26 protein-coding genes are annotated in these 22962 nt (G+C 63.6%); 10 read left to right on the top strand and 16 right to left on the bottom strand.

Annotation, left to right across the window (positions count from 1 at the left end; genetic code table 11):
• Nucleotides 1–56 precede the first annotated feature (56 nt).
• The 3 genes from C7451_RS03940 to ykgO form a co-directional block, all read right to left on the bottom strand.
• The gene (locus C7451_RS03940) at nt 57–314 is read right to left on the bottom strand and encodes a type II toxin-antitoxin system Phd/YefM family antitoxin (RefSeq protein ID WP_110297652.1); all 258 of its coding nucleotides are present in this window, start codon (nt 312–314) and stop codon (nt 57–59) included.
• Between the two features lie 28 nt (nt 315–342).
• Nucleotides 343–966: an HAD family hydrolase gene (locus C7451_RS03935; RefSeq protein ID WP_110297651.1), complete on the bottom strand. Its 624-nt coding sequence runs from the start codon at nt 964–966 to the stop codon at nt 343–345.
• Nucleotides 967–1069: 103 nt separating this feature from the next.
• Nucleotides 1070–1195 carry a type B 50S ribosomal protein L36 gene (gene ykgO, locus C7451_RS03930; RefSeq protein WP_003046794.1) on the bottom strand — a complete coding sequence of 42 codons (126 nt, stop codon included), beginning with the start codon at nt 1193–1195 and terminating at the stop codon, nt 1070–1072.
• A gap of 248 nt (nt 1196–1443) precedes the next feature.
• On the opposite strand from ykgO, the gene C7451_RS03925 reads away from it, so the two are divergent.
• The 3 genes from C7451_RS03925 to C7451_RS03915 all read left to right on the top strand — a co-directional run bounded on the left by C7451_RS03925 (nt 1444) and on the right by C7451_RS03915 (nt 3731).
• On the top strand, nt 1444–2070 hold the full coding sequence (locus tag C7451_RS03925; protein ID WP_110297650.1) for a DUF4136 domain-containing protein: 627 nt from the start codon (nt 1444–1446) through the stop codon (nt 2068–2070).
• The gene (locus C7451_RS03920; RefSeq protein WP_110297649.1) at nt 2067–3227 is read left to right on the top strand and encodes a M14 family metallopeptidase; all 1161 of its coding nucleotides are present in this window, start codon (nt 2067–2069) and stop codon (nt 3225–3227) included. The genes C7451_RS03925 and C7451_RS03920 overlap by 4 nt, the downstream gene beginning before the upstream one ends.
• Before the next feature lie 75 nt (nt 3228–3302).
• Nucleotides 3303–3731 carry a hypothetical protein gene (locus tag C7451_RS03915; protein ID WP_110297727.1) on the top strand — a complete coding sequence of 143 codons (429 nt, stop codon included), beginning with the start codon at nt 3303–3305 and terminating at the stop codon, nt 3729–3731.
• Here C7451_RS03915 and C7451_RS03910 read toward each other — a convergent pair whose 3' ends face one another.
• The 10 genes from C7451_RS03910 to C7451_RS03865 all read right to left on the bottom strand — a co-directional run bounded on the left by C7451_RS03910 (nt 3732) and on the right by C7451_RS03865 (nt 13251).
• Nucleotides 3732–4970, bottom strand: coding sequence for a dicarboxylate/amino acid:cation symporter (locus C7451_RS03910; protein WP_110297648.1), 1239 nt, complete (start codon nt 4968–4970; stop codon nt 3732–3734).
• A 68-nt stretch (nt 4971–5038) separates the two neighbouring features.
• Nucleotides 5039–6823 (bottom strand): SLC13 family permease, encoded by a 1785-nt coding sequence (locus tag C7451_RS03905; protein ID WP_110297647.1) that lies wholly within the window; start codon nt 6821–6823, stop codon nt 5039–5041.
• A gap of 57 nt (nt 6824–6880) precedes the next feature.
• Nucleotides 6881–8242, bottom strand: coding sequence for a spinster family MFS transporter (locus C7451_RS03900; protein ID WP_110297646.1), 1362 nt, complete (start codon nt 8240–8242; stop codon nt 6881–6883).
• Between the two features lie 167 nt (nt 8243–8409).
• Nucleotides 8410–9480 carry a chorismate synthase gene (gene aroC / locus C7451_RS03895; protein WP_110297645.1) on the bottom strand — a complete coding sequence of 357 codons (1071 nt, stop codon included), beginning with the start codon at nt 9478–9480 and terminating at the stop codon, nt 8410–8412.
• 80 nt (nt 9481–9560) lie between these two features.
• On the bottom strand, nt 9561–9815 hold the full coding sequence (locus C7451_RS03890; protein ID WP_208625132.1) for a DUF2442 domain-containing protein: 255 nt from the start codon (nt 9813–9815) through the stop codon (nt 9561–9563).
• Nucleotides 9799–10041, bottom strand: a complete 243-nt coding sequence (locus C7451_RS03885) for a DUF4160 domain-containing protein (RefSeq protein WP_110297644.1) — start codon at nt 10039–10041, stop codon at nt 9799–9801. Before C7451_RS03885 ends, C7451_RS03890 begins: the two co-directional genes overlap by 17 nt.
• Nucleotides 10042–10047: 6 nt before the next feature.
• On the bottom strand, nt 10048–10851 hold the full coding sequence (gene fabI, locus C7451_RS03880) for an enoyl-ACP reductase FabI (RefSeq protein ID WP_110297643.1): 804 nt from the start codon (nt 10849–10851) through the stop codon (nt 10048–10050).
• Between the two features lie 11 nt (nt 10852–10862).
• The gene (locus C7451_RS03875; RefSeq protein ID WP_110297642.1) at nt 10863–11756 is read right to left on the bottom strand and encodes a YihY/virulence factor BrkB family protein; all 894 of its coding nucleotides are present in this window, start codon (nt 11754–11756) and stop codon (nt 10863–10865) included.
• A 15-nt stretch (nt 11757–11771) separates the two neighbouring features.
• Entirely contained in the window at nt 11772–12710 is a 939-nt protein-coding gene (locus tag C7451_RS03870) for a DnaJ C-terminal domain-containing protein (RefSeq protein WP_110297725.1), read from the bottom strand.
• A 79-nt stretch (nt 12711–12789) separates the two neighbouring features.
• Nucleotides 12790–13251, bottom strand: coding sequence for an ABA4-like family protein (locus C7451_RS03865; RefSeq protein ID WP_110297641.1), 462 nt, complete (start codon nt 13249–13251; stop codon nt 12790–12792).
• A gap of 85 nt (nt 13252–13336) precedes the next feature.
• Between C7451_RS03865 and pdxH the strand changes: the two genes are divergently transcribed.
• Nucleotides 13337–13963, top strand: a complete 627-nt coding sequence (gene pdxH, locus C7451_RS03860; RefSeq protein WP_110297724.1) for a pyridoxamine 5'-phosphate oxidase — start codon at nt 13337–13339, stop codon at nt 13961–13963.
• An 11-nt stretch (nt 13964–13974) separates the two neighbouring features.
• Nucleotides 13975–14784, top strand: coding sequence for a PhzF family phenazine biosynthesis protein (locus C7451_RS03855; RefSeq protein WP_110297640.1), 810 nt, complete (start codon nt 13975–13977; stop codon nt 14782–14784).
• Nucleotides 14785–14827: 43 nt separating this feature from the next.
• Here the strand turns inward: C7451_RS03855 and C7451_RS03850 are convergent, their stop codons facing one another.
• Nucleotides 14828–15439, bottom strand: a complete 612-nt coding sequence (locus C7451_RS03850) for a twin-arginine translocation pathway signal protein (protein ID WP_110297639.1) — start codon at nt 15437–15439, stop codon at nt 14828–14830.
• A gap of 56 nt (nt 15440–15495) precedes the next feature.
• The gene (locus C7451_RS03845; RefSeq protein WP_244181559.1) at nt 15496–16617 is read right to left on the bottom strand and encodes a serine hydrolase domain-containing protein; all 1122 of its coding nucleotides are present in this window, start codon (nt 16615–16617) and stop codon (nt 15496–15498) included.
• 29 nt (nt 16618–16646) lie between these two features.
• Here C7451_RS03845 and C7451_RS03840 point away from each other — a divergent pair, with 29 nt between their 5' ends.
• The gene (locus C7451_RS03840) at nt 16647–17012 is read left to right on the top strand and encodes a hypothetical protein (protein ID WP_244181557.1); all 366 of its coding nucleotides are present in this window, start codon (nt 16647–16649) and stop codon (nt 17010–17012) included.
• 4 nt (nt 17013–17016) lie between these two features.
• On the opposite strand, the gene C7451_RS03835 is transcribed toward C7451_RS03840, so the two are convergent.
• Nucleotides 17017–17304: a chorismate mutase gene (locus C7451_RS03835; protein ID WP_110297636.1), complete on the bottom strand. Its 288-nt coding sequence runs from the start codon at nt 17302–17304 to the stop codon at nt 17017–17019.
• A gap of 92 nt (nt 17305–17396) precedes the next feature.
• On the opposite strand from C7451_RS03835, the gene C7451_RS03830 reads away from it, so the two are divergent.
• The 4 genes from C7451_RS03830 to C7451_RS03815 all read left to right on the top strand — a co-directional run bounded on the left by C7451_RS03830 (nt 17397) and on the right by C7451_RS03815 (nt 22946).
• The gene (locus C7451_RS03830; RefSeq protein WP_110297635.1) at nt 17397–18425 is read left to right on the top strand and encodes a polyprenyl synthetase family protein; all 1029 of its coding nucleotides are present in this window, start codon (nt 17397–17399) and stop codon (nt 18423–18425) included.
• A 52-nt stretch (nt 18426–18477) separates the two neighbouring features.
• A complete protein-coding gene (locus C7451_RS03825) occupies nt 18478–19884 on the top strand; it encodes an MATE family efflux transporter (protein ID WP_110297634.1) in 1407 nt (468 codons plus the stop codon).
• Nucleotides 19885–19994: 110 nt separating this feature from the next.
• Nucleotides 19995–22439: an ATP-dependent helicase HrpB gene (gene hrpB / locus C7451_RS03820; RefSeq protein ID WP_110297633.1), complete on the top strand. Its 2445-nt coding sequence runs from the start codon at nt 19995–19997 to the stop codon at nt 22437–22439.
• 228 nt (nt 22440–22667) lie between these two features.
• A complete protein-coding gene (locus C7451_RS03815; RefSeq protein WP_110297632.1) occupies nt 22668–22946 on the top strand; it encodes an ETC complex I subunit in 279 nt (92 codons plus the stop codon).
• Nucleotides 22947–22962 lie beyond the last annotated feature (16 nt).

Below are 22962 nucleotides of genomic sequence, written 5' to 3'. Positions count from 1 at the left end.
CAGGGCGGTGCGCTCGACCGCCAGCCACTAGGCGATATGCGTATCGGGCAGCAGCCTCAATCGTCGAGCCCCAGTACTTCCCGGCTAAAGGCCGGGGCGGTGAAATGGTCCGGCAGCTTCATGGCCTGATTATCCCAGCCAATTTCGGCCAGATAGGCATCCGCGGCGGCAAAATTCAGCGGTTGTTTGCCCGTCGCAGCTGTCAGTTCGACGACGGCGCGGCCATGGCGCGTGATGACCACCCGCTCGCCCCGCATGGCAGCGGCTATGGCTTCGGAGAAACGGGCCTTGGCTTCGCGGATCGACATATGCATGGCGATGCCGTAGCATAATCGGTGACCATTAAGTATTCACATTCTCCAGAACGCCGCGTGCGACCAACTCTGCCTCGAGTGTTGTGCAATTGCGGAAGACATGGCCCTGCAGCCCGCATGCGATGGCGCTTTCGATATTGTCCTGGCGGTCGTCGATGAACAGCGCGCGCTCAGGGTCGATGCCGAAGCGCTTGATCGCGAGATGATAGATCGCAGGATCGGGCTTCACCATCTTTTCCGCGCCAGACACCACTACATCGCGAAACAGATCGAAAATGGGTGCAGTGGGGCGGAATATCTCCCAGAACTCGACCCCGAAATTCGTGATTCCGTAAAGCGGATAGCCGAGCAGTGCGAGCTTTTCTGCCAGATCGATCATGCCGGGCACCGGGCCGGGAATGGTCTCCAGCCAGCGCGGAACATAATGGCCGATCAGATCGGCATGGTCGGGATATTCCGCCGTCAGTTCGGCAACCATCTCCGCGAGCGGGCGGCCGGCGTCATGCTGGAAATGCCATTCGGCGGTGACGATGTTGCCGACAAAATGATCCAGTTCGGCAGGATCTTCGATCAGCTTGGCATAAAGGTGGCGGATGTCCCACTGATACAGGACATTGCCGACATCGAAGATGATCGCGTCAACCGGTGGCATCGGGACCTCTCAAGCGCGCAAGCAAAAGGCCCCGGAGCATGCCGGAGCCTTTGAAGCCTTCCAAACCATGTCTGACGCGCCTGTCGAAGACGCGCCAGGTCGATCAGCCCTGACGAGCCTTGAAGCGACGGTTGGTCTTGTTGATCACATAGGTGCGGCCGCGACGACGGATCACGCGATTGTCGCGGTGGCGGTCCTTCAGCGACTTCAGCGAATTGCGAATCTTCATGACGTGAGCCCTTGGTTGAAAGCATTTGGGGGGCAGGGTGTCGGTGGCAACACGCCGATGCGCGTTGGCCTGGCCGAAGCAACCATGCCGGAAAGCGGCGCGGATACGTGGCAAGGCAGACAAAGTCAAGCGCAGGCGCCGTCTGGCGCACCAATTTTTCTGCGCTTCATTGGCCATTCATCGCCTAAAGCGTTAGGCAGTCAGACCAAGGGCTCGCAAGGCCTGTTACAAGAAAGGGCGCGGACATCATGGGCTTTTCTGGCACGATACGGCGATCGGCCTGGACGGCGGTTGCAGCACTGGCGCTGCTGGCGGGCGGATGTGTTTCTCCGGCAGGCCCGGTCGAGGCGGTGCGCTTTGTCTCGCCCGATCGTGCAGGAGAACTTGGGCGAGGTCCGATTCGGGTCGTGGCAGGCGAGGGCATGGACAATGCCAGCCTGGAATATCGCAGCTATGCGGTCGCGGTGGAGCGCGAGCTGGAAAGGATCGGCTATCAGGTCCTGCCGGTAGGCGCGCGCCAGGCTCCCGATGTGCAGACGGCGACCGTGCGTGTCGAGCGATCGGTACTCGCTGCTGCTGATCAGAACCGCAATCCTGTCAGTGTCGGCGTTGGCGGCGGAACGGGTGGGTTCGGATCGGGAGTGGGCCTGGGTATCGGCATCAACCTGGGCGGCCGGCCCAAGGGTCAGGTCGCGACGGAAATGCTTGCCAATATCCGCGCCGGTGATGGCACCATCCTATGGGAAGGCCGGGCGAGCGTCGAGGCGAAGGAGGGCTCGCCCATGGCCGAAACCCAGCTCAATGCAGCGAAACTGGCCCAGGGTCTGTTTACTGGGTTTCCCGGCGAGTCTGGAGAGACTATCAGCGTGAAATGACTCAGGCATACACCCCCAGCATCACCGCCGCTTTCGATTCCGGAAACATCGTCACTCACCATATGGGCCCATCGCCCGACGGCGGCTGGCGCGCCGAACTTTCGATCCGCAAGGACAAGGATTCGGACTTTTTTCAATGGTTTCACTTCCGCGTCGCCGCGCAGCCGGGGACTGATCTGGAACTGGTCATTACTGGCCTCAGGGACTCGGCCTATCCTGAAGGCTGGCCCGGTTATCGAGCGTGCGTAAGCGAGGATCGCGACTTCTGGGGCCGCGCGGACACCAGCTATGACGCTGCCGCTGGTGCGCTGACGATCCGCCATCAAATGGGTGCGGGCGTGGCCTGGTTCGCGTATTTTGCGCCCTATTCGATGGAACGTCACCATGATCTGGTCGCCGAAATGGCGAGCCGCCCGGGCGTCCGGCATCAGGAACTGGGGCTCAGCCTCGACGGTCAGCCGATCGATTGCCTGACCATGGGCGAGGGGCCGGTGCAGGTCTGGTTCTATGCGCGCCAGCATCCGGGCGAATCCATGGCCGAATGGTGGATGGAAGGCGCGCTGGAAAAGCTCACCGATCCTGCCGATCCCCATGCCCGCCTGTTGCGCAGCAAGTGCACGCTGCATATCGTGCCGAACATGAACCCCGACGGATCGCTGCGCGGACATCTGCGCACCAATGCTGCAGGCGTGAACCTCAACCGCGAATGGCACGATCCGACGCCCGAGCGCAGCCCCGAAGTGCTGTGCGTGCGCAATGCCATGGATGCCACCGGGGTGCACTGGGCGATGGACGTGCATGGTGACGAAGCCATCCCGCATGTCTTTATCGCCGGGTTCGAGGGCATCCCGTCGTGGAGCGACGAGCAGGGTGTGCGCTACAACCGCTATCGCGATCTGCTGGCCGCCCGGACTCCCGATTTCCAGACCGCAAAGGGCTATCCCAAGGCGGCTGCGGGCAGGGCCAATCTGTCGATGTCGACCAACCAGCTTGCAGAACGCTTCGGCCCCTCGCACGGCTGCGTGTCGATGACGCTGGAGATGCCGTTCAAGGACAATGATGATCTGCCCTGCCCGGACCAGGCATGGAGCCCCGAACGCTCCAAGCTGCTGGCACATGACTGTGTCGCCGTGCTCGCGGAGATGATCGCCGGCTGATCGGCGGCCCATTCATGACCGTGCAAGGGTGATCAGGCCATGGTGAGTGCCGTTCCGCGCCGGAAAGGATTCGCCATGCGTGTTTCGCGTCGTCTGATTGCTGCCAGTCTGTTCGCGACGGGGGCGGCGCTGTTTGCGTTCCAGTCGCTGGTGCTGGCCACGGAGGATCGGCCCAAGGCATCGCGCGTGCCCCCTGCAGAGGTCGTGGGCGAGCCAGTCAGCTGCATCAACCTTGCCCAGATCCGGGGCAGCCAGGTCCGGGACAACCGCACGATCGATTTCATGATGGCCGGCGGCAAGGTCTATCGCAACGAACTGCCACAGCAATGCGGCAATCTGGGCTTCGACCGGTCCTTTACCTATTCCACCTCGCTCACTCAGTTGTGCAATGTTGACATCATCACGGTGGTGCAGAATGTCGGTGGTGGTCTGCAGCGGGGGGCCAGTTGCGGGCTAGGCATGTTCACGCCGGTCAAGCTCGTCAAGCAGCCGAAGAAGCGCTGATCAGACGTCGTCGTCGGATATCATTTCGACGCGATCGAGTTCCCCGGTCATCGCGGCGACGGTAACCGCGACCGCAGCATCGCCGGTGATGTTGGTGGTCGTTCGGATCATGTCCATGATGCGATCGACCCCGGCCACCAGCGCGATCGTTTCCAACGGGACGCCCACCGATCCGAACACCAGCGCCATCATGATGAGCCCTGCTCCGGGAATTCCCGCAGCGCCGACCGCACCCAGCGTCGATGTGAAGGCGACCATCGCATAATCGCCCCAGCTCAGGTCCACGCCGAAAATCTGCGCTCCAAACAATGTGGCAAGACACAGATACATGGCCGTGCCATTCATGTTTATGGTCGCGCCCAGCGACACCACGAAGCTCGACACGCTGGTCGATATGCCCAGGTTGCGCTGGGTGCACCGCAGCGTAACCGGAAGGGTGGCGTTGGATGAGGCGGTCGAATAGCTGACGGCGATGGCATCGACCATCCCGCGAAAGAAATCGATGACCGGCAGCTTCGCGATGAAGCGGATCATCACCGGGTAGAATACGAGAATGATGATAGCGCAGCCGATATAGTTCAGCGCTACCAGCTTCGCGAGCGGTACAAGCCCTTCGAACCCGAAGGTTCCTGCCACCCAGGCCATCAGCGCAAAGACACCGAAAGGCGTCAGCTCCATGACGACGATGGTGACCTTCTGCATGACGATGGCACCCGAATCGAAGATGCGTGCCACCGGCGCTCCCTCTTCCCTGGCCATCAGGATGCCGATCCCCAGCAGCAGGGAGAAGACGATCAGCGCCAGAACGTCGGTCGTCGCCATCGCTTCCACGACATTTTCGGGGACCATCTTCAATATGGTTTCGGTGGCGCTGGCAGAGGCTGGCGGGGGTGTGTCTGCGGACCCTGCGAGGCTGGCATCAACGCCGCGGCCCGGCTGCACAAGCGTGCCCATTGTCAGCCCCAATATGGCGGCCAGCTGACCTGTCACGAGGAACAGCAGCATCGCGCGTCCGCCCACCGAACCCAGCTTGCGGATATCGCCGATCGAGGCGACGCCGGCGACCAGCGAGAAGAAGATCAGGGGCACGACCAGCATCTTGATCGCCCGGATGAACAGGTCTCCGATCCATTTGATCGACACTGCCCCTTCGCCCCAGATCAGCCCTGTCGCGATTCCCAGCGCGAGCGCTGCGATCACGCGCTGCCATAACGGTATCCGGAACCAGAATGCCAAAATGCGTCCCCCGATGCGCTCACCCGCCAGGAACGCGACGCGGCTTCACCGGGACATCGCGGCAGGTTTCATCAGCTCAACGCAATGATCGCGAAACAGGTTGCCAGGCCGACACCGATGGTGAGCGGAATTCCCGCCTTGAAGAAGTCCGTGAAGCGGTAGTTGCCGGCCGCATAGACCAGGGTGTTGGTCTGATAACCTATAGGCGTGGCAAAGCTGGCCGAGGCGGCGAACATTACCGCGATAACCAGTGGACGCGGATCAATGCCCAGATCCGTGCCGAGCTTGATCACGATCGGAGTGACAAGGATGGCCACGGCATTGTTGGTGATGATTTCGGTCAGCAGAACCGACACCACATAGACGACGAAGACCACCGCCCAGACCGGCGCTTCGGCAAGGAATGGAGCGAGCGCATCCACCACCAGCTTGACGCTGCCGGCTTCTTCCAGCGCCAGCCCGACGGCGAGCATTCCGAAAATCAGCACCAGCACGTTGCCGTCAATCGAGCTCCATGCCTCCTCGGCATCGATGCAGCGCGCTATCAGGATGAAGCCGACCGCAAGGATGGCGGCGACCTCGATCGCCAGCACATTCAGCGCAGACAGGATCACCACGGCCGCCAGCGCGCCGATGGCCAGAGGGGCCTTGTCGCGGCGGAAGGCGCGCGCGCTGGTGTTGGTGATGCCGAAAAGGTTCGGGTTTTCGTACATCCGCGCGATGTCCGCTTTCGATCCTGTCACCACCAGCTTGTCGGCGGCATGAATCTTGGCGTTGGGCAGGTCCGAGCGCGGCAGGTTGCGATAGCGGCTCAGCCCCAGGATGCGCACGTTGAGCATCGACAGAAACGGAATATCGTACAATCGGTTGCCGATGCTGGGATGGCTGGGCGCCACCATCGCTTCGACCACCACTTCGCCCATCGGCCCCACATCGCCCTTGCGCACGATGCCGACCTTGAAATCCTGGCTCTTGCGCAGCGACATCAGCTCGGGAAGGTCGGTTCGTATCACCACGACATCGTCCGGCTGCAGGATTTCGGTCGGCAGGTTGTGGCGGATATAGCGCCCGTTGCGCTTGATGGCCGTCACCTGAATCTTGGAGCGCTTGGCAATGGGTGTTTCGCCGAGGGTCTTGCCACGCAGCGTGGAGGCGTTGCGGATGGTGAGTTCGGTCACGAACACCTCGTCGCTGCTCGTCCCGCTTGCCAGGCTGTTCTCCTCGCGCGGCAACAGCCATGAACTGAAGGTGGCCAGCATGATCATCCCGGCAACCCCGGCGATAAGACCATAGGGCGTGATCGAAAAAATGCCGAAAGCCGGCAAGCCGTTGGCTCTGGCGACCGAATCGACGATCAGGTTGGTCGAGGTTCCTATCAGCGTTGTCGTGCCCCCCAGGATGCAGACGAAGCTGAGCGGAATCAGCAGTTTCTTGGCTGAATAGCCGGTCGCCTGCGCCAATCGCATGATGATGGGGATCATCACGACGACAACGGGCGTGTTGTTCATGAAGGCCGAGGCGACATAAACCCCAAGGAACATCTCGGCGACTGCCATGCGCGGATGGCGGGCTGCGCGGTTGATGATCGCGCCTGCAATGGCATCGATCGTGCCGGTGCGCAGCAAGGCCCCCGACAGGATGAACATTGCGCCGATGGTGATTGGAGCGCTGCTGGAGAACACGGAAAACAGCTGCTTGGAATCGATGATGCCCAGGAACAGGAAGCCGCAGGCCCCCAGAATCGCGACAACTGCTGCGGGAAAACGCTCCATGATGAAGCCGACGAACATCAGGGCCAGAATTGCGAGCCCGATTGGCGCCTGCCATGTCTCGATAAACAGCCTGATGTCGTCCATAGGCTGTTGGCCCCCCCTCTTTGTCGCGCAAGATGTCGCGTAAAGACGGACTATCCTCTAGCCGCTCTTGAGTTCCGCTGTAAGCCGCAAACTCGCGCGCCAGAACAGGAAGGCGGGGATCAGTCCGAGCCAGGCGGCGCCATAGAGCACCCAGCGCACGCTGTCCTCCCCGGCATAAGGCTGGAACGCATCGGACATCATCCCGAAGAAGAGCGGCCCGAGCCCGAGACCGATCAGGTTCTGCGAGAACAGCATGACTGAGGCAGCGACGGCGCGGACTTCGGGCCGAACCAGCCCCTGCACACAGGCATAGACCGGGCCGTAATACATGATGTTCATCGCCGTCGGCAGGATCAGCAAGGCCAGCGCCACGCGCCAGTCGGTCGCAGAATAGGCCAGGAACAGGATGGGCGCGGCGAGCGCAATGGCAAAGGCCGGTCCGGTCAGCAGATGCTTGCGATCGCGCTTGCCGAAATGATCGGCCAGCTTGCCGCCGCCCCAGGTTCCGATCATGCTTGAAATGCCCAGCGTCACGCCGAGATACAGCCCCGTCTCGCCCGGCGTCAGGCCGAAATTGCGGATGAACAGCACCGCAACCCAGACGCCCTTGCCATAGGAGAGAAAGGCGATCAGCCCGCCTGCAATGCAGAGGAAGACGAAGCAGCGTGAACTGACGAGTTCGCGCAACGCCTCGCGCACCGGAACCTGCACCTTGGCGGCGGGCAGGGCCGCCCCCTTGATGAGGCCTGCACGACGCGGCTCCTTCATCAGGAACGGCACCAGCAGCGCGAGCACAACGCCAGGCATGCCGACGACATAGAAGGCGGTGCGCCAGCCATAGGCATCGGCAAGACCGCCGCCGATCACCATGCCCAGCAGCGATCCGATCGGGATGCCGAGGCCATAGAAGGCGATGGCGGACGAGCGCTTGTCGGCGGGGACGCTGTCGGTGATCAGCGAATGCGCGGCCGGAGTGCAGCCCGCCTCGCCGACGCCGACCCCGACGCGCGCGAGCAGCAGTTGCGGGAAGGTGCGCGCCGCCCCGCAGGCCATGGTCATTGCCGACCAGATCGCCACAGACCACGCGATCAGCGACACCCGGTTGGTGGTGCTGCGATCGGCATAGCGCGCGATGGGGATGCCGAGCAAAGTGTAGAACAGCGCAAAGGCCAGGCCCGTCATCAGGCCGAGCTGGGTGTCGGACAGCTGGAAATCGCGCTTGATCGGTTCTGCCAGGATCGAGACGATCTGCCGGTCGAGAAAGTTGAAGATATAGATGATCATCAGCGTCCACAGCATGACGCGCGGACTGGATGCGCCCTGGACGGACGACGGGGCAGGGCCAGAAGATGCTACTGCGGCTGCGGCCATGGTCGGCGGCACACCGGCATCGGCTGCCGGGTTGCGGGTGACGGTCATGCACTCTCCTGTCGCGCCGCTTCCTGACCCTTGTGCGGGTGGGCGGTCGCTTGTGAAAGCCATGCTAGCCATTTGCCGCCGCGAGGCAATCACCCTGCGACAAAATGTGACGTAAGCGTCAACTACCGCTACGGCAGGGGTGCTTCAGCTATAGGGGAAAAGCGCGTTCAACCGCATTGCGCGCGGTGCAGCAGCTTCTGATCGGCCAGCACCAGCGCCACCATCGCCTCGACCACCGGGGTGCCGCGAATGCCGACGCACGGGTCGTGCCGGCCCTTGGTGACTATCTCGCTCGCTTCGCCGTCACGCGTAATCGTCTCGACCGGGGTCAGGATCGAACTGGTCGGCTTGAACGCGACCCGTACGACCACTGGTTGGCCCGTCGAAATGCCGCCTGCAATGCCTCCGGCATGGTTGGCGAGAAATTCGGGCTCACCATCCGTGCCCGGTCGCATCGGGTCGGCATTGGTCTCGCCACTCAGTCGCGCAGCGGCAAAGCCGTCGCCGATCTCGACGCCCTTGACCGCGTTGATCGACATGCAGGCGGCGGCGAGTTCGCTGTCGAGCTTGGCATAAAGCGGCGCGCCCCAGCCTGCAGGCACTCCGGAGGCCACGCATTCGACCACCGCGCCCAGCGAACTGCCCGACTTGCGCGCGGCATCGACCTTCGCCTCCCAGCGCTTCGCGGCTTCGGGATCAGGGCAGAAGAACGGGTTGCGGGCGATTTCCGCCGCATCGAACCGCGCCGGATCAATGGCATCGCCGCCAAGCTCGCACACATAGGCGGTGAGCGTCACTTCGGGGATGACGAGCCGCGCGACGGCTCCGGCGGCCACCCGAGCTGCCGTCTCGCGCGCGCTGGACCGGCCGCCGCCGCGATAATCGCGAAAGCCGTATTTGGCGTCATAGGCATAATCGGCATGGCCGGGGCGATAGGCCTTGGCGACCTCGCTATAGTCCTTGGATCGCTGGTCGACATTCTCGATCATCAGCGAGATCGGCGTGCCGGTGGTACGCCCTTCGAACACGCCGGAAAGAATGCGCACCGCATCGGGCTCCTGCCGCTGCGTGGTGAAGCGCGAGGTGCCCGGGCGGCGCGCATCCAGGAACGGCTGGATGTTGGCTTCGCTGAGCGTCAATCCCGGCGGGCAACCATCGACTACTGCTCCAAGGGCAGGGCCATGGCTTTCGCCCCAGGTGCTGAAGCGGAATACGCGGCCAAAAGTGTTGAAGCTCATGCGGCTGTCCCGTCAGGCAGAAAGGAATTTGCGCGCGCTTTGCGTCAAAGCGCGCGCGCTGTCCAGTGCGCGGCGGACGGTCAGGCGGCGCGTGAGGAGGGGAGGGTCTGATCCCCGCGACCGGCAATCAGCCCCGCGACTGAAATATCCTCGTCGATTTCTTCCCAATGCAGGCCGCGCGGGGAGAGGGTAACCGCAGCACGCTGTTCCGGTTTCGCATCGAGCAGGCGGGGAAACCACACCAGGGGCACGCCGAGCGTGCGCCCGTCCGACAGGTTCACCCAGAGGGTGTCATCATCGCAATGCGCCGAAGTGGGGCTAACCGAAATATCCATGCCAGGCCCTTTCCAATGCGCTGCGGTTCGCGCGCACGATCATCATTGCCATCGCAAGATCGCGCCGGTTCATACAATGATTGAAGGCTACCGCCACTTCATCACCAAGCCAGAACTCGGCTTCACCATCGCCCTTGGTGACGTGAACATGGCAAGGTTCCAACGGGCTGCCTTCGTCAGAATAGAAGAAGAGTCGGAAGCCACGCTCGCGTAGGACCGTCGGCACGGCGCATCAATCCAGCGCGATGTCCGGCGCGTCTTCCTGCTTCATGCCGACGACATGATAGCCCGAATCGACATGATGCGTCTCGCCGGTCACGCCCGAGGACAGGTCCGAGCAAAGGTACAGGCCCGCGCCCCCGACATCGTCGATGGTCACGTTGCGGCGCAGCGGCGCGTTATATTCGTTCCATTTGAGGATGTAGCGGAAATCGCCGATGCCGCTTGCAGCCAGCGTCTTGATCGGGCCGGCGGAGATCGCATTGACGCGGATATTCTCGCGGCCGAGATCGTTGGCGAGATATTTCACGCTGGTCTCGAGCGCGGCCTTGGCGACGCCCATGACGTTGTAATGCGGGATGACCTTCTCGGCGCCATAATAGCTCAGCGTCACGATCGAGCCACCGTTCGGCATCATCGCTCGCGCCCTTTTCGCAACCGCGACAAGCGAATAGGCCGAGATGTTCATGGTCATCAGGAAGTTGTCGAGGCTAGTATCGACATAGAGCCCGCGCAGTTCGTTCTTGTCCGAAAAGCCGATCGCATGGACGACGAAATCGATCGTCGGCCAGCGTTCGGAAAGGGTCTCGAAAGCGCGATCGAGCGCATCCATGTCCGATACGTCGCAATCGAAGGTGAAGTCGCTGCCCAGCTCTGCCGCGAGCGGGATGACGCGCTTGCCCAAAGCCTCGCCCTGGTAGCTGAACGCCAGTTCGGCACCATGTTCTGCGAGCTTCTGCGCGATGCCCCAGGCGAGCGACTTGTTGTTGGCAAGCCCCATGATGAGGCCGCGTTTGCCCTTCATCAGTCCGTCCATGTCGTGATCCTTCAGTCTGTCTTTGTACCCTGCGGCAAACCGCCGCGCGCCCGCGCGATGGCGGCGTTCAATTCGGCCCCGATTACCATAGCAAGGCCAATGAGAAAGAAGAAAATGAGGCTGACCATGACGCCCGCAAGGCTGCCGTAAGTAAGATCATAATTGGCAAAGGTTGCGAGAAACCTCGGCAGGATTGCCAGGCACAGCATCCACCAGAAGCTGATGAAAACCGGCCCGGGCCAGATCGGATGCCCCGCCTCGCGATATCGGAGCGGGGTCAGCAGGCCATAAACCAGAAACAGCATAAGCAGCAGCACCGCGAAGGTGAAAAGCTGGCTCATCGCCACCAGTGCCCAGGATTCCCCGGGGAAATACAGGCTGTTGGCGATCACTTCTGCAGCCCCCGCAAGAACTACCTGCACGCTGAGCGCGAGCATGGTGGCAATGACGGCCACGATGATGAGCGCCATCGACCCCAATCGGTACTGCCAGAACGGCTTGTTGCTTTCGGTCCCATAGGCGCGACGGATGACAGCGCGGATAGATTCGATCAGGCTGGCCGTAGTCCACAGCCCGACCAGGACAGCCAGCCATAGCAGCGGCCCGGTACGCGCCGTCATCGCTGCTTCCATGGGCGCGGCCATCACCGATGCCACGCTAGGCGGTACAGCCGCGAGAAAGCCCCGAACCGCTTCCGCACCATATTCACTGCGCCCGAAGACGCCGCCCAGCGCGGCCGCCACGATGAAGAACGGAAAGACGCTGAGCAGCGCGAGATAGGCGAAATTGCCCGCGACCACCCCGCCATGGGTGAGCACATTCGCCGCAACCTCGCGAATGATCGCCAGCGATGCGGCTTGCAGCTGCTTGCGCTTTTCAGGCTGCAGAAGATCGGTAACGGCCATCCAGTCGTGCCGAGCTTACCCGGTCAGCCCGGCGCGCGGATCGTAACTCGTACCCCAGCCGTCGACGAACTGGCTCAGCGCTGCATCGCCGCCTTCGGGCAGGCGGATCTGCAGTTCGATGATCTGGTCGCCACGCACGCCGTTCTTGCCGTGAAAGCCCTTGCCCTTGAGGCGCATCTGCTGGCCCGACTGGCTGCCTGGCTTGATCTTCATCATCACCGCACCATCGACCGTCGGTACGCGCACCTCGCCGCCAGCCACGGCTTCTCTCAGGGTGATCGGCAGGTCGAGCCGGACATTGTCGCCATCGCGGCGGAAGAAGCGGTGCGGGCGCACTTCGATCGTCACGATGCCATCGCCGGGGCCGCCGGGGCCGGGCTGGCCCTTGCCCGACAGCCGCATGTTGGTGCCGGTCTCGACGCCGTTGGGCAGCTTGAGGTCGATGGTCTTGCCATCGGCCAGCGTGATCCGTTGCGGCTTGAGCGTCGCAGCATCGGTGAAATCGACCGCCATCTTGTAGGCGACGTTGGCGCCCTTTGGCGCATTCTGCCGGGTGCCGCTATAGGGGCCCGAACTGCTGCCGCGCGCTCCGCCGCCGAAGCCTCCGAACAGGCCGTCGAAGATATCGGCAAAATCGATTCCGTCATTGCCGAAGCCGGAAAATCCCGCATTGTCGCTCGACCGGCTCTGCTGACGAAAGCCGCCGCCGCCAAAGCCGAAAGGCGCGGCCGGGTTGCCATCGATATCGATTTCGCCCCGATCGAAACGCGCGCGCTTGTCCTTGTCGGACAGCAGGTCATAGGCGCGCGTCACTTCGGAAAAGCGCGCGGCTGCGGCCGGATTGTCCTTGTTGTAATCCGGGTGCAGCTCCTTGGCGAGCTTGCGATACGCGCTCTTGATGTCCTTCTCGCTTGCGCCCTTGGACACGCCGAGAATTGAATAGGGATCAGCCATGAATGTGGTCGCCATTGTTGGTCAGGTTATCCATTGTTGCCGATTTACAACAATATCTGGGGAAGGGGCAGGGCATTTTTCAACCCGGGATGCGGCGGTCAGAGGGGGCGCGCCATAAAATCATCCGCAACATGATGTAAAGCGCGAGGCCGAACGGGCCGGCAGCAAAGGTGAAGAGCAGGATCGGTGCCTGGATCAGCCGCCCTTTCAGCGTGTTCAGGCCATGCGCATCGGCGTTACGCGCGATCCACAGACCGACGAACAGGTCGAAGGTGAGGTAATGCACCCAGCCTATGGTCACCCCGGCATCGCTGGCAAAGATGGCGCGCACGCCCTCGATCGTCGAAAAATCCGCGCCGCCGTCGGTCGGAACTACCCCGGTCATGACGAGGGCAAGGCCAGTCGCATAACCCAGGGCCAGCAGGAACACGGGGCCGAAGAACAGCGCGCGCATCATGATATCGCGACGCGGGGCGAGGATGAGCACCGCCCAGCCGATCATCGCGACGAGATTCGCGATCCCGAAAATCTGCTCCCACATCGGCGCGCGCTCCCTTCAGCAAAATCCTGTTCAACGCGCGGCCCATGCGCCATAAACCGCGCCGACGGACTCACCAGTGTCTTATATGGCTAAGGCAGTCAAGCGAGCCCGCGACCGACGAGACAGGATGGACATGGCCGACGACCCCTTTGCGCTGTTCGACGACTGGTACAGGAAAGCGCGAGAAACCGAGATCAACGACAGCAATGCGATGGCGCTCGCCACCGCCGATCCCGAAGGCCATCCTTCGGTGCGCATGGTGCTGTTGAAAGGCCATGGGCCGGATGGGTTCATCTTCTACACCAATTACGAAGGCCGCAAGGGCGGCGAACTGCTCGCCAACCCGCATACCGCCCTGCTGTTCCACTGGAAGTCGCTGCGCCGCCAGATCCGCATCGAGGGGCCGGTGACGCCGGTCGACGATGCCACTGCCGATGCCTATTTCGCCACCCGCTCGCGCGATTCGCAGCTGGGGGCCTGGGCGTCGGACCAGTCGCGGCCGCTGCCCGAGCGGCGAATCTTCGAGCAACGCTTTGCCGAAGTGGAAAAGCTGTTTGCCGACAAGCCCGTGCCCCGGCCGCCGCACTGGTCTGGGTTCCGCGTCACCCCGCAGCGGATCGAGTTCTGGGAGGACCGCGATCACCGGCTGCACCATCGCCGTGTGTTCACCCGCACCGAGACCGGCTGGAATGAAGGCCTGCTTTACCCGTAAGGACGTTTGACATGACCGATCTGCCCGACACCTTGCCCTATTGCCATATCGACGCGTTTGCGGACCGTCCGTTCACCGGCAACCAGGCGGCGGTGATGCCGCTCGATGCCTGGCCCGACGATGCGGTGCTGCAGGCGATCGGCGAGGAGAACAATTTCGCTGAGACCGCCTTCATCGTTCCGGTCGAAAGCGGCGAGGCGGATTACGAACTGCGCTGGTTCACCCCTGCGGTGGAGGTCGCGATGTGCGGTCATGCGACGCTCGCTTCGGGCCATTATGTTTTCGAACAGGGCTTCGCGGGCGATACCGTACGCTTTCTCACACGCCAGGCAGGTGTGCTCAGCGTCAGCCGCGAGGGCGACATGCTGTCGCTGTCGCTGCCCGCACTGCCGCCCGAGTCGGTGGCCTTGCCCGACTGGACTGCGCTGCTGGGCGGCTTGCCGAGCGAATGCCATGTGCATGTCGGGCGCTACAACGTGCTGCTGTTCGATCATGCCGATGACGTTCTCGCGCTCGAGCCCGATTTCAAGGCGCTGGCGGCCCTGGGTGACCACCAGTTCATCTGCACCGCGCCTGGCAAGGACACCGATGTGCTCAGCCGCGTGTTCGTGCCCGGTGTCGGCATCGACGAGGATAGCGTGACCGGATCGTCGCATGCGGTGCTCACCCCGTTCTGGGCCGCGCGGCTGGGGCGCAGCAGCTTCACTGCCTATCAGGCAAGCCGACGCGGCGGGCAGCTTCACTGCACGCTGGAGGGCGACCGGGCGGTGCTGGCGGGCAAGTGCTTTACCGTCGTAACGGGTAGCTTCCGGCTGAAATAGGTCGCGTCGGCTTTCCCGTCGCGCACGTGGAAGGGCGAGGCGATCAGCCTGGCGTTTTCGCCTTGCTCGCCGCCTCCAGCGCGTCCCAGGTGCCCCAGTCGATCGCGCGGCCCGGATAGGCGACGCTGCGCAGCGGCCAGTCCTTCGCGATCCATTGCTGCACCCAGGCATAGAGTTTCGCATCGAAGCCCGCGTCATGTTCGGCCTTGGTCACCCATAAGGTGACCATTGCGTCATAACCGGGGACGGGGCTGGGATAGACATAGACACAGCCGCGCTCTCGCTTGCCGTCCGGGGTCAGCACTGCATAGGCGAAGGATTCGCGGCGCTGGAAACGGCCCTGCTCGGTCTGCATGTCCTTCATTGCATCGGCGTCTGAAATGTTCGGATGCGGCCAGGCGGTCGATCGCGTGAAAGTCTTCTGCAGATGCTCGATCGATGACATGTATGCTTCGAAATCGACCCTGACCAGATCGGGGCCGAGCGGAACCAGCTTGAAACCGGGGCCCTCGACCAGCGTGGGGACCTTGAACTCGGCTGGCACGAACGATGCGGCCTCGGCCCTTTGCGTGGCTGCATAGCCCGATCCGTCCTGCGCCAGCGCAGGCGCGGCGAACGCAAGCGGCAAGGCAGCGAATATTCGAAGCAAGGTCATCGGCAGTCCCCCTGAGATTCGGCTGGGGTCAGACTGACAGAAGCGGCGCGTCTGGCCTAGTCCCTCGGAAAGAGCGCCAGGATTCGTCCGAGCTGTTCCTTGACTGGATCGAGCTCATCATCCTGCGTCTTGCCGAGCCGAACGAGAGTGAGCTTTTGGCTGGGGCTGACGATGACGAACTGGCCGAGATGGCCCTGCGCGGCGAAGACATCGCCCGGCAGCAAATCCGGATAGAGCACCTTTTTCAGCCCGGCAGCGCGAGGCTTGTTGAGCCAGATATGTCCGCCATAGGCCGGATCGTTGGGCGAGCTGGTCAGCATGAAGTCGACCCAGCCGCGGGTGAGGAACTGGTTGCCCGCGATCGAGCCCTTGTTGCGCAGGAACTCGCCGAGCTTGGCCCAGTCGCGCGCATTGGCCTGGATGATCGATCCGCCGATCAGTGTGCCTGAGGCGTCGAATTCGGGCACCATCGAATTCATGCCCAGCGGCTCGATCAGCCGCCCGCGCATGTACTCGAGCATCGCGCGGCGGCGCGTGTCGGGGTCCTTGCTGTCGGTGAGCTGGCGGGTGATGATGTCGGACAGGATTACGCTGCTATTGGTCGAATATTCGAATTTCGACCCCGGCTCGGCCTCGAGCGGCTGACCCTCGGCATAGCGCACCATGTTGTCGCGCCCGTCGAGGAACAGCATCCGCACCTCATCCGATTCGTAGGGCGGATCGCCCGCTTCGGTATGCTGCAGGCCCGAGGACATGTGCAGCAAGTGCCTCAGGGTAATCGCGCCGCGCGGATCGCCGGGGCGCTGCCAGTCTGGCACCGGGGCAGGGGCATCGAGCGCCAGCCGTCCGTCGGCGACCATCAGCCCGACCAGCACAGCCGTCACGCTCTTGGCCATCGACCAGCTGATGAACCGGGTGTCGCGATCATAGCCGGGCGCGTAACGCTCGACGACGATTTCGCCGCCGCGCATGATCAGAAGCGCGCGGGTTTCGGCAAATTCGTCCTCGCTGAACAGCTTGTCGATCTCGGCATTCAGCGCGGCGGTGGGAACGCCGGGCACATCGGCGATCATCGTCTCGCCGCTGTCGGCCGCGCGGCCTTCGATCCCGTAAAGTCCGAAAGCGGTTGCGCCGAGAAGGCCGGTTGCGGCAAGGGCCAGAAGGATGCGGTGCTTCATGCCCGCCTCCATCAATCAGGCAGGGATCAATGGCAACTCGAAATATCAGTGCGATGCAGGGCGCTGGCGGCAGGCTCAAATGGATAGTGCTGGCGCTGGCGGTCATACTGGTTGCCGTGCTGGCCTGGCTCTGGCCCAGCCTGCGCGCCTATAGCCAGACAGGAGCCGCCTATTCCGCCCGTGTCGTGTGTTCTTGCCGCTATATCGGCGGACGCGAGCTTGGCGATTGCGAGAAGGACCTGGAGCCCGGCATGGAGGTGGTGAGCCTGAGCGAGGCAGCGGAGGAAAGGCGGATCGACGCGACGGTGCCGCTGATGGCATCGGAAAGCGCGGAATTTCGCGAAGGCTGGGGCTGCGTGCTGATGACGCCGAAGGAGCGCGAGGCCGCCCGTTGAGCGATCAGCCCTGATCGCGAATCTTTTCGTGATGGCGGATGACTTCGTCGATCACGAAGCGCAGGAACTTTTCCGAAAATTCGGGGTCCAGATCGGCATCGGCCGCGAGCCGCTTCATTCGCGCAATCTGTTCTTCCTCGCGGCCCGGATCTGCTGGCGGAAGATCGGTCTTCGCCTTGTATTCGCCCACCGCCTTGGTGATCTTGAACCGCTCGGCAAGCATGAAGATCAGTGCCGCATCGATATTGTCGATGCTCTGCCGAAAGGCTGCCAGAACCGGATCTTGCGCCATAACTCTCATGCCCTTGCCAGAATCGCGCATGCCTCTGTCATGACTGCGCTTTGCGCTTGCCTTAAGCCATGCGGATTGCCACATCGCAACCCATGACCGCGACTGTTCACCCGATTGGCCGCCCTGCGGGCGCACCTGCCACCGCTCCCAGCCTCGATCCCATCATGGCGCTCGTCGCTCAGGATCTGAATTCGGTAAACAGTGTCATTCTCGACAGGATGCAGTCGAAGATTCCTCTGATTCCGGAACTTGCCGGGCATCTGATCGCCGGTGGAGGCAAGCGGATGCGGCCGATGCTGACGCTCGCCTCTGCCCGGCTGCTCGACTATCCGGGCACCCGGCACCACAAGCTGGCCGCAGCTGTAGAGTTCATTCACACGGCCACGCTTCTGCACGATGACGTGGTCGACGGTTCGGACCTGCGCCGGGGCAAGAAGACTGCCAATCTGGTGTTCGGCAATCCGGCAACAGTCCTGGTGGGCGATTTCCTGTTCAGCCGCTCGTTCGAACTGATGGTGGAAGACGGCTCGCTCAAGGTGCTCAAGATCCTCTCGGGCGCATCGGCAATCATAGCCGAGGGCGAGGTCGATCAGCTGACCGCACAGCGTCAGATCGAGACCAGCGAGGAACGCTATCTTGCAATCATCGGCGCCAAGACCGCCGCACTGTTTGCCGCCGCCTGCCGCATAGCCGCAGTGGTGGCCGAGCGTGACGAGCAGGTCGAACTTGCGCTCGATGCCTATGGCCGCAATCTCGGCATAGCCTTCCAGCTGGTCGACGATGCCATCGACTATGTCTCTGACGAGGCAACGATGGGCAAGGGCGTGGGTGACGACTTCAGGGACGGCAAGGTGACGCTGCCCGTGATCCTCGCTTATGCGCACGGATCCCCGGACGAGCGCAAGTTCTGGGAGGCGGCGATCATCGGTCACCGCACGTCGGACGAGGATCTGGCACACGCAACCCAGCTGCTGCGCCAGCACAATGCGATCGACCTGACGCTGGATCGCGCCCGCCATTTCGGCCAGCGCGCTATTGATGCCATCGCAGGCTTTCCGGCAAGCAAGGCCAAGTCCGCACTGATAGAAACGGTCGAATTCGCCATCGCGCGAGGCTATTGAACGCGGCTGACCCGAATCGCCGGGGCAGCCCCGGCAGACAGAGATTCAGGTAATGACGGCTCTTCCAGCCACCTCCAGCCCCAGCAAGCCTGTCACGACGGGACTTGGCGTCGAAATTCGCGCGCTGCTGTTGCTCGCCGGGCCGCTGGTGCTCGGCAATCTGGCGCAGATGGCGATCCATACGACCGAAGTCATCATTCTCGGCCGATATGACGTTCAGGCGCTGGCGGCGGCGGCGCTCGCGGTGAACCTCTATTTTGCCTGCGGCACCTTCGGCATGGGGCTGATGACCGCAGCCTCGCCGATGATCGCGGCCGAGCGCGGGCGGCGCAAGCATTCGGTACGCGATATCCGGCGCACGGTGCGTCAGGGCATGTGGGTCGCATTGACGGTATGCCTGCCCATATGGGCGGTGCTGTGGAACGCCGAACAGCTGTTCCTGCTGATGGGGCAGCAGCCGGACCTCGCACGCGATGCCGGGCAGTTCATGCGCATTGCGATGTGGGGCCTGCTGCCCTGGCTGCTGCAGTTCGTGCTGCGCATGTATGTCTCTGCGCTCGAGCGGCCGATCTGGGGCGTGTTCGTAACGCTGTGCGGCGTCGCGATGAACCTAGTCGCCTGCTGGGCGCTGGTGTTCGGCAATCTCGGCTTTCCCGAACTGGGCCTGCAGGGCGCGGCGATCGCGAATCTGATCGCCAATTGTACCCTGTTTGCCGTCATGGCGCTGGTCGTGACACAGGTGCGCGCTTTCCGCCGCTATCGGTTGTTCGGGCGTTTCTGGGTGGCCGATTGGGGGCGCTACCGGGCATTGTTCAAGCTGGGCCTGCCGATTGCGGTGACCTTTGCCTTCGAGGTTGCGATCTTCAGTTCGGCTGCGTTTCTGATGGGCCTGATCAGCCGCGATTCGCTGGCCGCCCATGCCGTCGCGATCCAGATCGCCTCGTTCGCCTTCATGGTGCCCTTCAGCCTGTCCCAGGCCGCCACGGTGCGGGTCGGCTTGCACCATGGCGCGCGCGATGCTCAAGCCGCGGCGCGCGCGGGATGGGCGGCCTTGGGGCTGGGCGTGCTCGCGGCGTGTCTGATGTCGGCCATCATGGCGCTGATTCCCGGCGCGCTGGTCGGATTGTTCATCGATCCTGCCGATGCGAGCGCCGCCTCTGCTTTCGCACTAGCGCTGAGCTTCCTGCTGGTCGCCGCGATCTTCCAGCTGGTCGATGCGGTGCAGGCAGTCGGAGCAGGGGTACTGCGCGGGCTGCAGGACACGCGCTGGCCGATGCTGTTTGCGGCCTTCGGTTACTGGGTGGTCGGCATGGGCACCGCCTGGTTCTTCGCCTTCCGCCTCGGCTGGGACGGCGTCGGCGTGTGGATCGGGCTGGCGGCGGGGCTGGCGGTCGTGTCCGTGCTCATGGTCGGTCGCTGGGCGCTGCGCGAGCGGTTCGGGCTGGGGTTATACGCCTGAACAGTCATGAGATTTGCGTTTGTCCCGAGCGAAGTCGAGGGACCTGATCGCAAACGTTGGCGCGTACGTCCCTCGACTTCGCTCGGGACAAGCGGATAGGGGAATCATCTATGGCCATCCTCCCCATCGATTCCGTGCTGCCCGATCTGCTGGAGGTGCTGAGCAACCGCTCCAACGCTGTGCTCGTCGCACCCCCCGGCGCGGGCAAGACCACCACGGTCGCCCCCGCGCTGCTCGATCAGCCCTGGTGTGCTGGCCAGGTATTGCTGCTCTCGCCCCGCCGCTTGGCCGCGCGCGCTGCTGCCGAGCGCATGGCCGAGCTGGCAGGCGAGCCCGTGGGACAGACCATCGGCTATTCGACCCGCATGGACAGCAGGGCGAGTGCCGCGACCCGCGTGCTGGTGCTGACCGAGGGGATATTCGTCAACCGCATCCAGGCCGATCCGGAGCTGGCAGGTGTTTCCGCCGTGCTGTTCGACGAGGTACATGAACGCAGCCTCGACAGCGATTTCGGGCTGGCATTGGCGCTCGAGGCGCAGGCAGCCTTTCGGCCCGATCTGCGGCTGCTCGCCATGTCCGCGACGCTCGATGGGGCGCGTTTTGCCGCGTTGATGCAGGGAGCCCCGGTAATCGAGAGCGAAGGCCGCTCGCACCCGCTCGAATTGCGCTATCTGGGGCGGCGCGGCGAGCAGCGGATCGAGGAGGGCATGGCCCAGGCGATCCGCACCGCGCTGCGCGACGAGGCCGAAGGTGATGTGCTGGCGTTTCTGCCCGGCGTCGCGGAGATTGCGCGGACAGAGGAGCGGTTGGCCAATCTCGGCGATGGCATCGCGGTGCTGCCGCTGCATGGCACGCTGACCCCGGTGGAGCAGCGCGCTGCCATCCGCCGCGATCCGCAAGGCCGGCGCAAGATCATTCTCGCGACCAGCATTGCCGAAACCAGTCTGACCATCGACGGTGTCCGCATCGTCGTCGATAGCGGGCTCGCGCGTCGGGCGCGTTACGATCCGATGGCTGCGACCACCCGGCTGGTTACCGAACGCGCGAGTCAGGCCGCGGCGATCCAGCGCGCAGGGCGCGCCGCGCGGCAGCGGCCGGGCGTTGCCTATCGCCTTTGGGAGGAAGCGGCGACCGGGGGGCTGCCACCGTTCGATCCGCCGGAAATTCTCGACAGCGATCTGGCTCCTCTGGTTCTGCAATGCGCTGCCTGGGGGGAAAGCGACCCCGCCCGGTTGAACTGGCTCGATCCGCCGCCCGCACCTCTGCTGGCTGAGTCGCGCAAGCGGCTGCAAGCCTTGGGTGCAGTCGATGCAGGCGGTGCAATCACGCCGCTGGGACGATCGATTGCCGCGCTGCCGCTGCCGCCGCATCTCGCTGCGATGCTGCTCAAGGGTGCGGAGGCAGGGTGCGCGCTGCTGGCGGCGGAGATCGCGTTGCTTTTGCAGGAGCGCGGCCTGGGCGGCCAAGGCGATGATCTCGACACGCGCCTGACGCGCTGGCGCAGCGATCGGGGCGAGCGCGCAACCAAGTCGCGCAAGCTCGCCGAACGCTGGGCGAAGCTCGCTGAGCGGCAGGCTGGGGGAGGTCAAGCGCGCGACATGCTACCTGCCGTTCTGCTCGCCTTTGCCTATCCCGACCGCGTAGCCAGGCGCCGCGATGCTTCGGGTGAAACCTGGGCGAGCGCGGGCGGGCGCAGTTTCCGGCTCGATCCGGCCTCGCCATTGATCACCGCAGGGTGGCTGGCGATCGGCGAGGTTCAGGGCAAGGCGGCAGACGCACGTATCCTCAGCGCCTTTGCGCTCGACGCGGCCGATGTCGACACGCATCTGGCGCAGCGCATGGAGCGGGTCAGTCGCTGCGATTTCGTGGCCGATGGACGACGGGTGGAGTCGCGGCTGGAGCGGCGGCTGGGCGCGATCCGGCTCGCGAGCGCGCCCGATCCCGCGCCCGACGCCGGGGCGGTGCTGGCCGCGCTGCTGCAGGGCGTGCGCGATCACGGGCTCGGTTTGCTCGACTGGGGCGACAAGGCGCTCGCCCTGCGTCAGCGTGCGGCGTTTGCCGGCGTGGACAGGCTGGATGACGAGCGATTGCTGGAGACGCTCGAAGAGTGGCTCGCGCCGCTGCTGGTGGGCAAGCGGGCGCTGGGCAGCGTCAGCGCCGGCGATCTTCACAATGCGCTGGAGGGGCTGGCCGGATGGGATGCGATGCAGACGATCGAGCGGATTGCGCCCGCCGAGTTTGCCAGCCCCGCCGGTACACGCCACGCTATAGATTACGCCGCGAGTGCCGGACCGACGGTCGAACTTCGGGTGCAGGCGCTCTATGGGCTGGACGCGCATCCGACCGTCGGACGGGATCGCATCCCGCTGGTCCTTTCGCTGACCTCGCCCGCCGAACGCCCGATCCAGACGACACGCGATCTGCCCGGCTTCTGGCGCGGCAGCTGGCGCGATGTCGCCAAGGACATGCGCGGTCGCTATCCCCGCCATCACTGGCCCGATACGCCCTGGGAAGCGGTTGCGAGCCTCGCGACCAAGAAGCGGCAGGGGATTTGAGACAGGCGGGGCATAAAGAATTGCTTATGGCCGCTCAGCCTGAGCCTGTCGAAGGCCCCGCTATTTGGCTGGCGTAGGCGCGGGCCCTTCGACAAGCTCAGGGTGAGCGGAGGTGGTTATGGGGTTGTGCAACGGTCAAGGCATTTCATGCGACACCGCCCTTGACCCGCAGCCCCGCGCTGTAGCAAAGGCGCGAGCATCACATATTCCCGGGACGGAAACACATCAATGGCCGCACGAATCTATCAGCGCCCCAAGAACGCGATGCAGTCGGGCCGCGCGCTTACCGATCTGTGGGTGCTCGAATTCGAACCCGCCGAAGCCAAGAAACCCGATCCGCTGACCGGATGGGCAGGATCGGGCGACACCCAGCAGCAGGTCGTGCTGAAATTCCCTGATCTGGAGGCAGCCAAGGCCTATGCCGAGAAGTACGGCATCACCGTGCGTATCGAACAGACACCTCCGCGCCGCCTGAAGATCCAGGCCTATGCCGATAATTTTCGCTGATTTTCTCTGATCGACG

The sequence above is a fragment of the Blastomonas natatoria genome, from assembly GCF_003201955.1.
GTDB classification, from domain to species: Bacteria; Pseudomonadota; Alphaproteobacteria; order Sphingomonadales; family Sphingomonadaceae; genus Blastomonas; species Blastomonas natatoria.
The sequence above is the reverse complement of the archived record's forward strand: the minus strand, read 5'-3'. Positions and strand labels throughout refer to the sequence as shown.

Coding starts and splice junctions, on each gene's coding strand:
- C7451_RS03940 (WP_110297652.1), bottom strand. CDS start 314: ATGCATATGTCGATCCGCGAAGCCAAGGCCCGTTTCTCCGAAGCCATA.
- C7451_RS03935 (WP_110297651.1), bottom strand. CDS start 966: ATGCCACCGGTTGACGCGATCATCTTCGATGTCGGCAATGTCCTGTAT.
- ykgO (WP_003046794.1), bottom strand. CDS start 1,195: ATGAAGATTCGCAATTCGCTGAAGTCGCTGAAGGACCGCCACCGCGAC.
- C7451_RS03925 (WP_110297650.1), top strand. CDS start 1,444: ATGGGCTTTTCTGGCACGATACGGCGATCGGCCTGGACGGCGGTTGCA.
- C7451_RS03920 (WP_110297649.1), top strand. CDS start 2,067: ATGACTCAGGCATACACCCCCAGCATCACCGCCGCTTTCGATTCCGGA.
- C7451_RS03915 (WP_110297727.1), top strand. CDS start 3,303: ATGCGTGTTTCGCGTCGTCTGATTGCTGCCAGTCTGTTCGCGACGGGG.
- C7451_RS03905 (WP_110297647.1), bottom strand. CDS start 6,823: ATGGACGACATCAGGCTGTTTATCGAGACATGGCAGGCGCCAATCGGG.
- C7451_RS03900 (WP_110297646.1), bottom strand. CDS start 8,242: ATGACCGTCACCCGCAACCCGGCAGCCGATGCCGGTGTGCCGCCGACC.
- aroC (WP_110297645.1), bottom strand. CDS start 9,480: ATGAGCTTCAACACTTTTGGCCGCGTATTCCGCTTCAGCACCTGGGGC.
- C7451_RS03890 (WP_208625132.1), bottom strand. CDS start 9,815: ATGGATATTTCGGTTAGCCCCACTTCGGCGCATTGCGATGATGACACC.
- fabI (WP_110297643.1), bottom strand. CDS start 10,851: ATGGACGGACTGATGAAGGGCAAACGCGGCCTCATCATGGGGCTTGCC.
- C7451_RS03875 (WP_110297642.1), bottom strand. CDS start 11,756: ATGGCCGTTACCGATCTTCTGCAGCCTGAAAAGCGCAAGCAGCTGCAA.
- C7451_RS03870 (WP_110297725.1), bottom strand. CDS start 12,710: ATGGCTGATCCCTATTCAATTCTCGGCGTGTCCAAGGGCGCAAGCGAG.
- C7451_RS03865 (WP_110297641.1), bottom strand. CDS start 13,251: ATGTGGGAGCAGATTTTCGGGATCGCGAATCTCGTCGCGATGATCGGC.
- pdxH (WP_110297724.1), top strand. CDS start 13,337: ATGGCTAAGGCAGTCAAGCGAGCCCGCGACCGACGAGACAGGATGGAC.
- C7451_RS03855 (WP_110297640.1), top strand. CDS start 13,975: ATGACCGATCTGCCCGACACCTTGCCCTATTGCCATATCGACGCGTTT.
- C7451_RS03850 (WP_110297639.1), bottom strand. CDS start 15,439: ATGACCTTGCTTCGAATATTCGCTGCCTTGCCGCTTGCGTTCGCCGCG.
- C7451_RS03845 (WP_244181559.1), bottom strand. CDS start 16,617: ATGAAGCACCGCATCCTTCTGGCCCTTGCCGCAACCGGCCTTCTCGGC.
- C7451_RS03840 (WP_244181557.1), top strand. CDS start 16,647: ATGGCAACTCGAAATATCAGTGCGATGCAGGGCGCTGGCGGCAGGCTC.
- C7451_RS03835 (WP_110297636.1), bottom strand. CDS start 17,304: ATGGCGCAAGATCCGGTTCTGGCAGCCTTTCGGCAGAGCATCGACAAT.
- C7451_RS03830 (WP_110297635.1), top strand. CDS start 17,397: ATGACCGCGACTGTTCACCCGATTGGCCGCCCTGCGGGCGCACCTGCC.
- C7451_RS03825 (WP_110297634.1), top strand. CDS start 18,478: ATGACGGCTCTTCCAGCCACCTCCAGCCCCAGCAAGCCTGTCACGACG.
- hrpB (WP_110297633.1), top strand. CDS start 19,995: ATGGCCATCCTCCCCATCGATTCCGTGCTGCCCGATCTGCTGGAGGTG.
- C7451_RS03815 (WP_110297632.1), top strand. CDS start 22,668: ATGGCCGCACGAATCTATCAGCGCCCCAAGAACGCGATGCAGTCGGGC.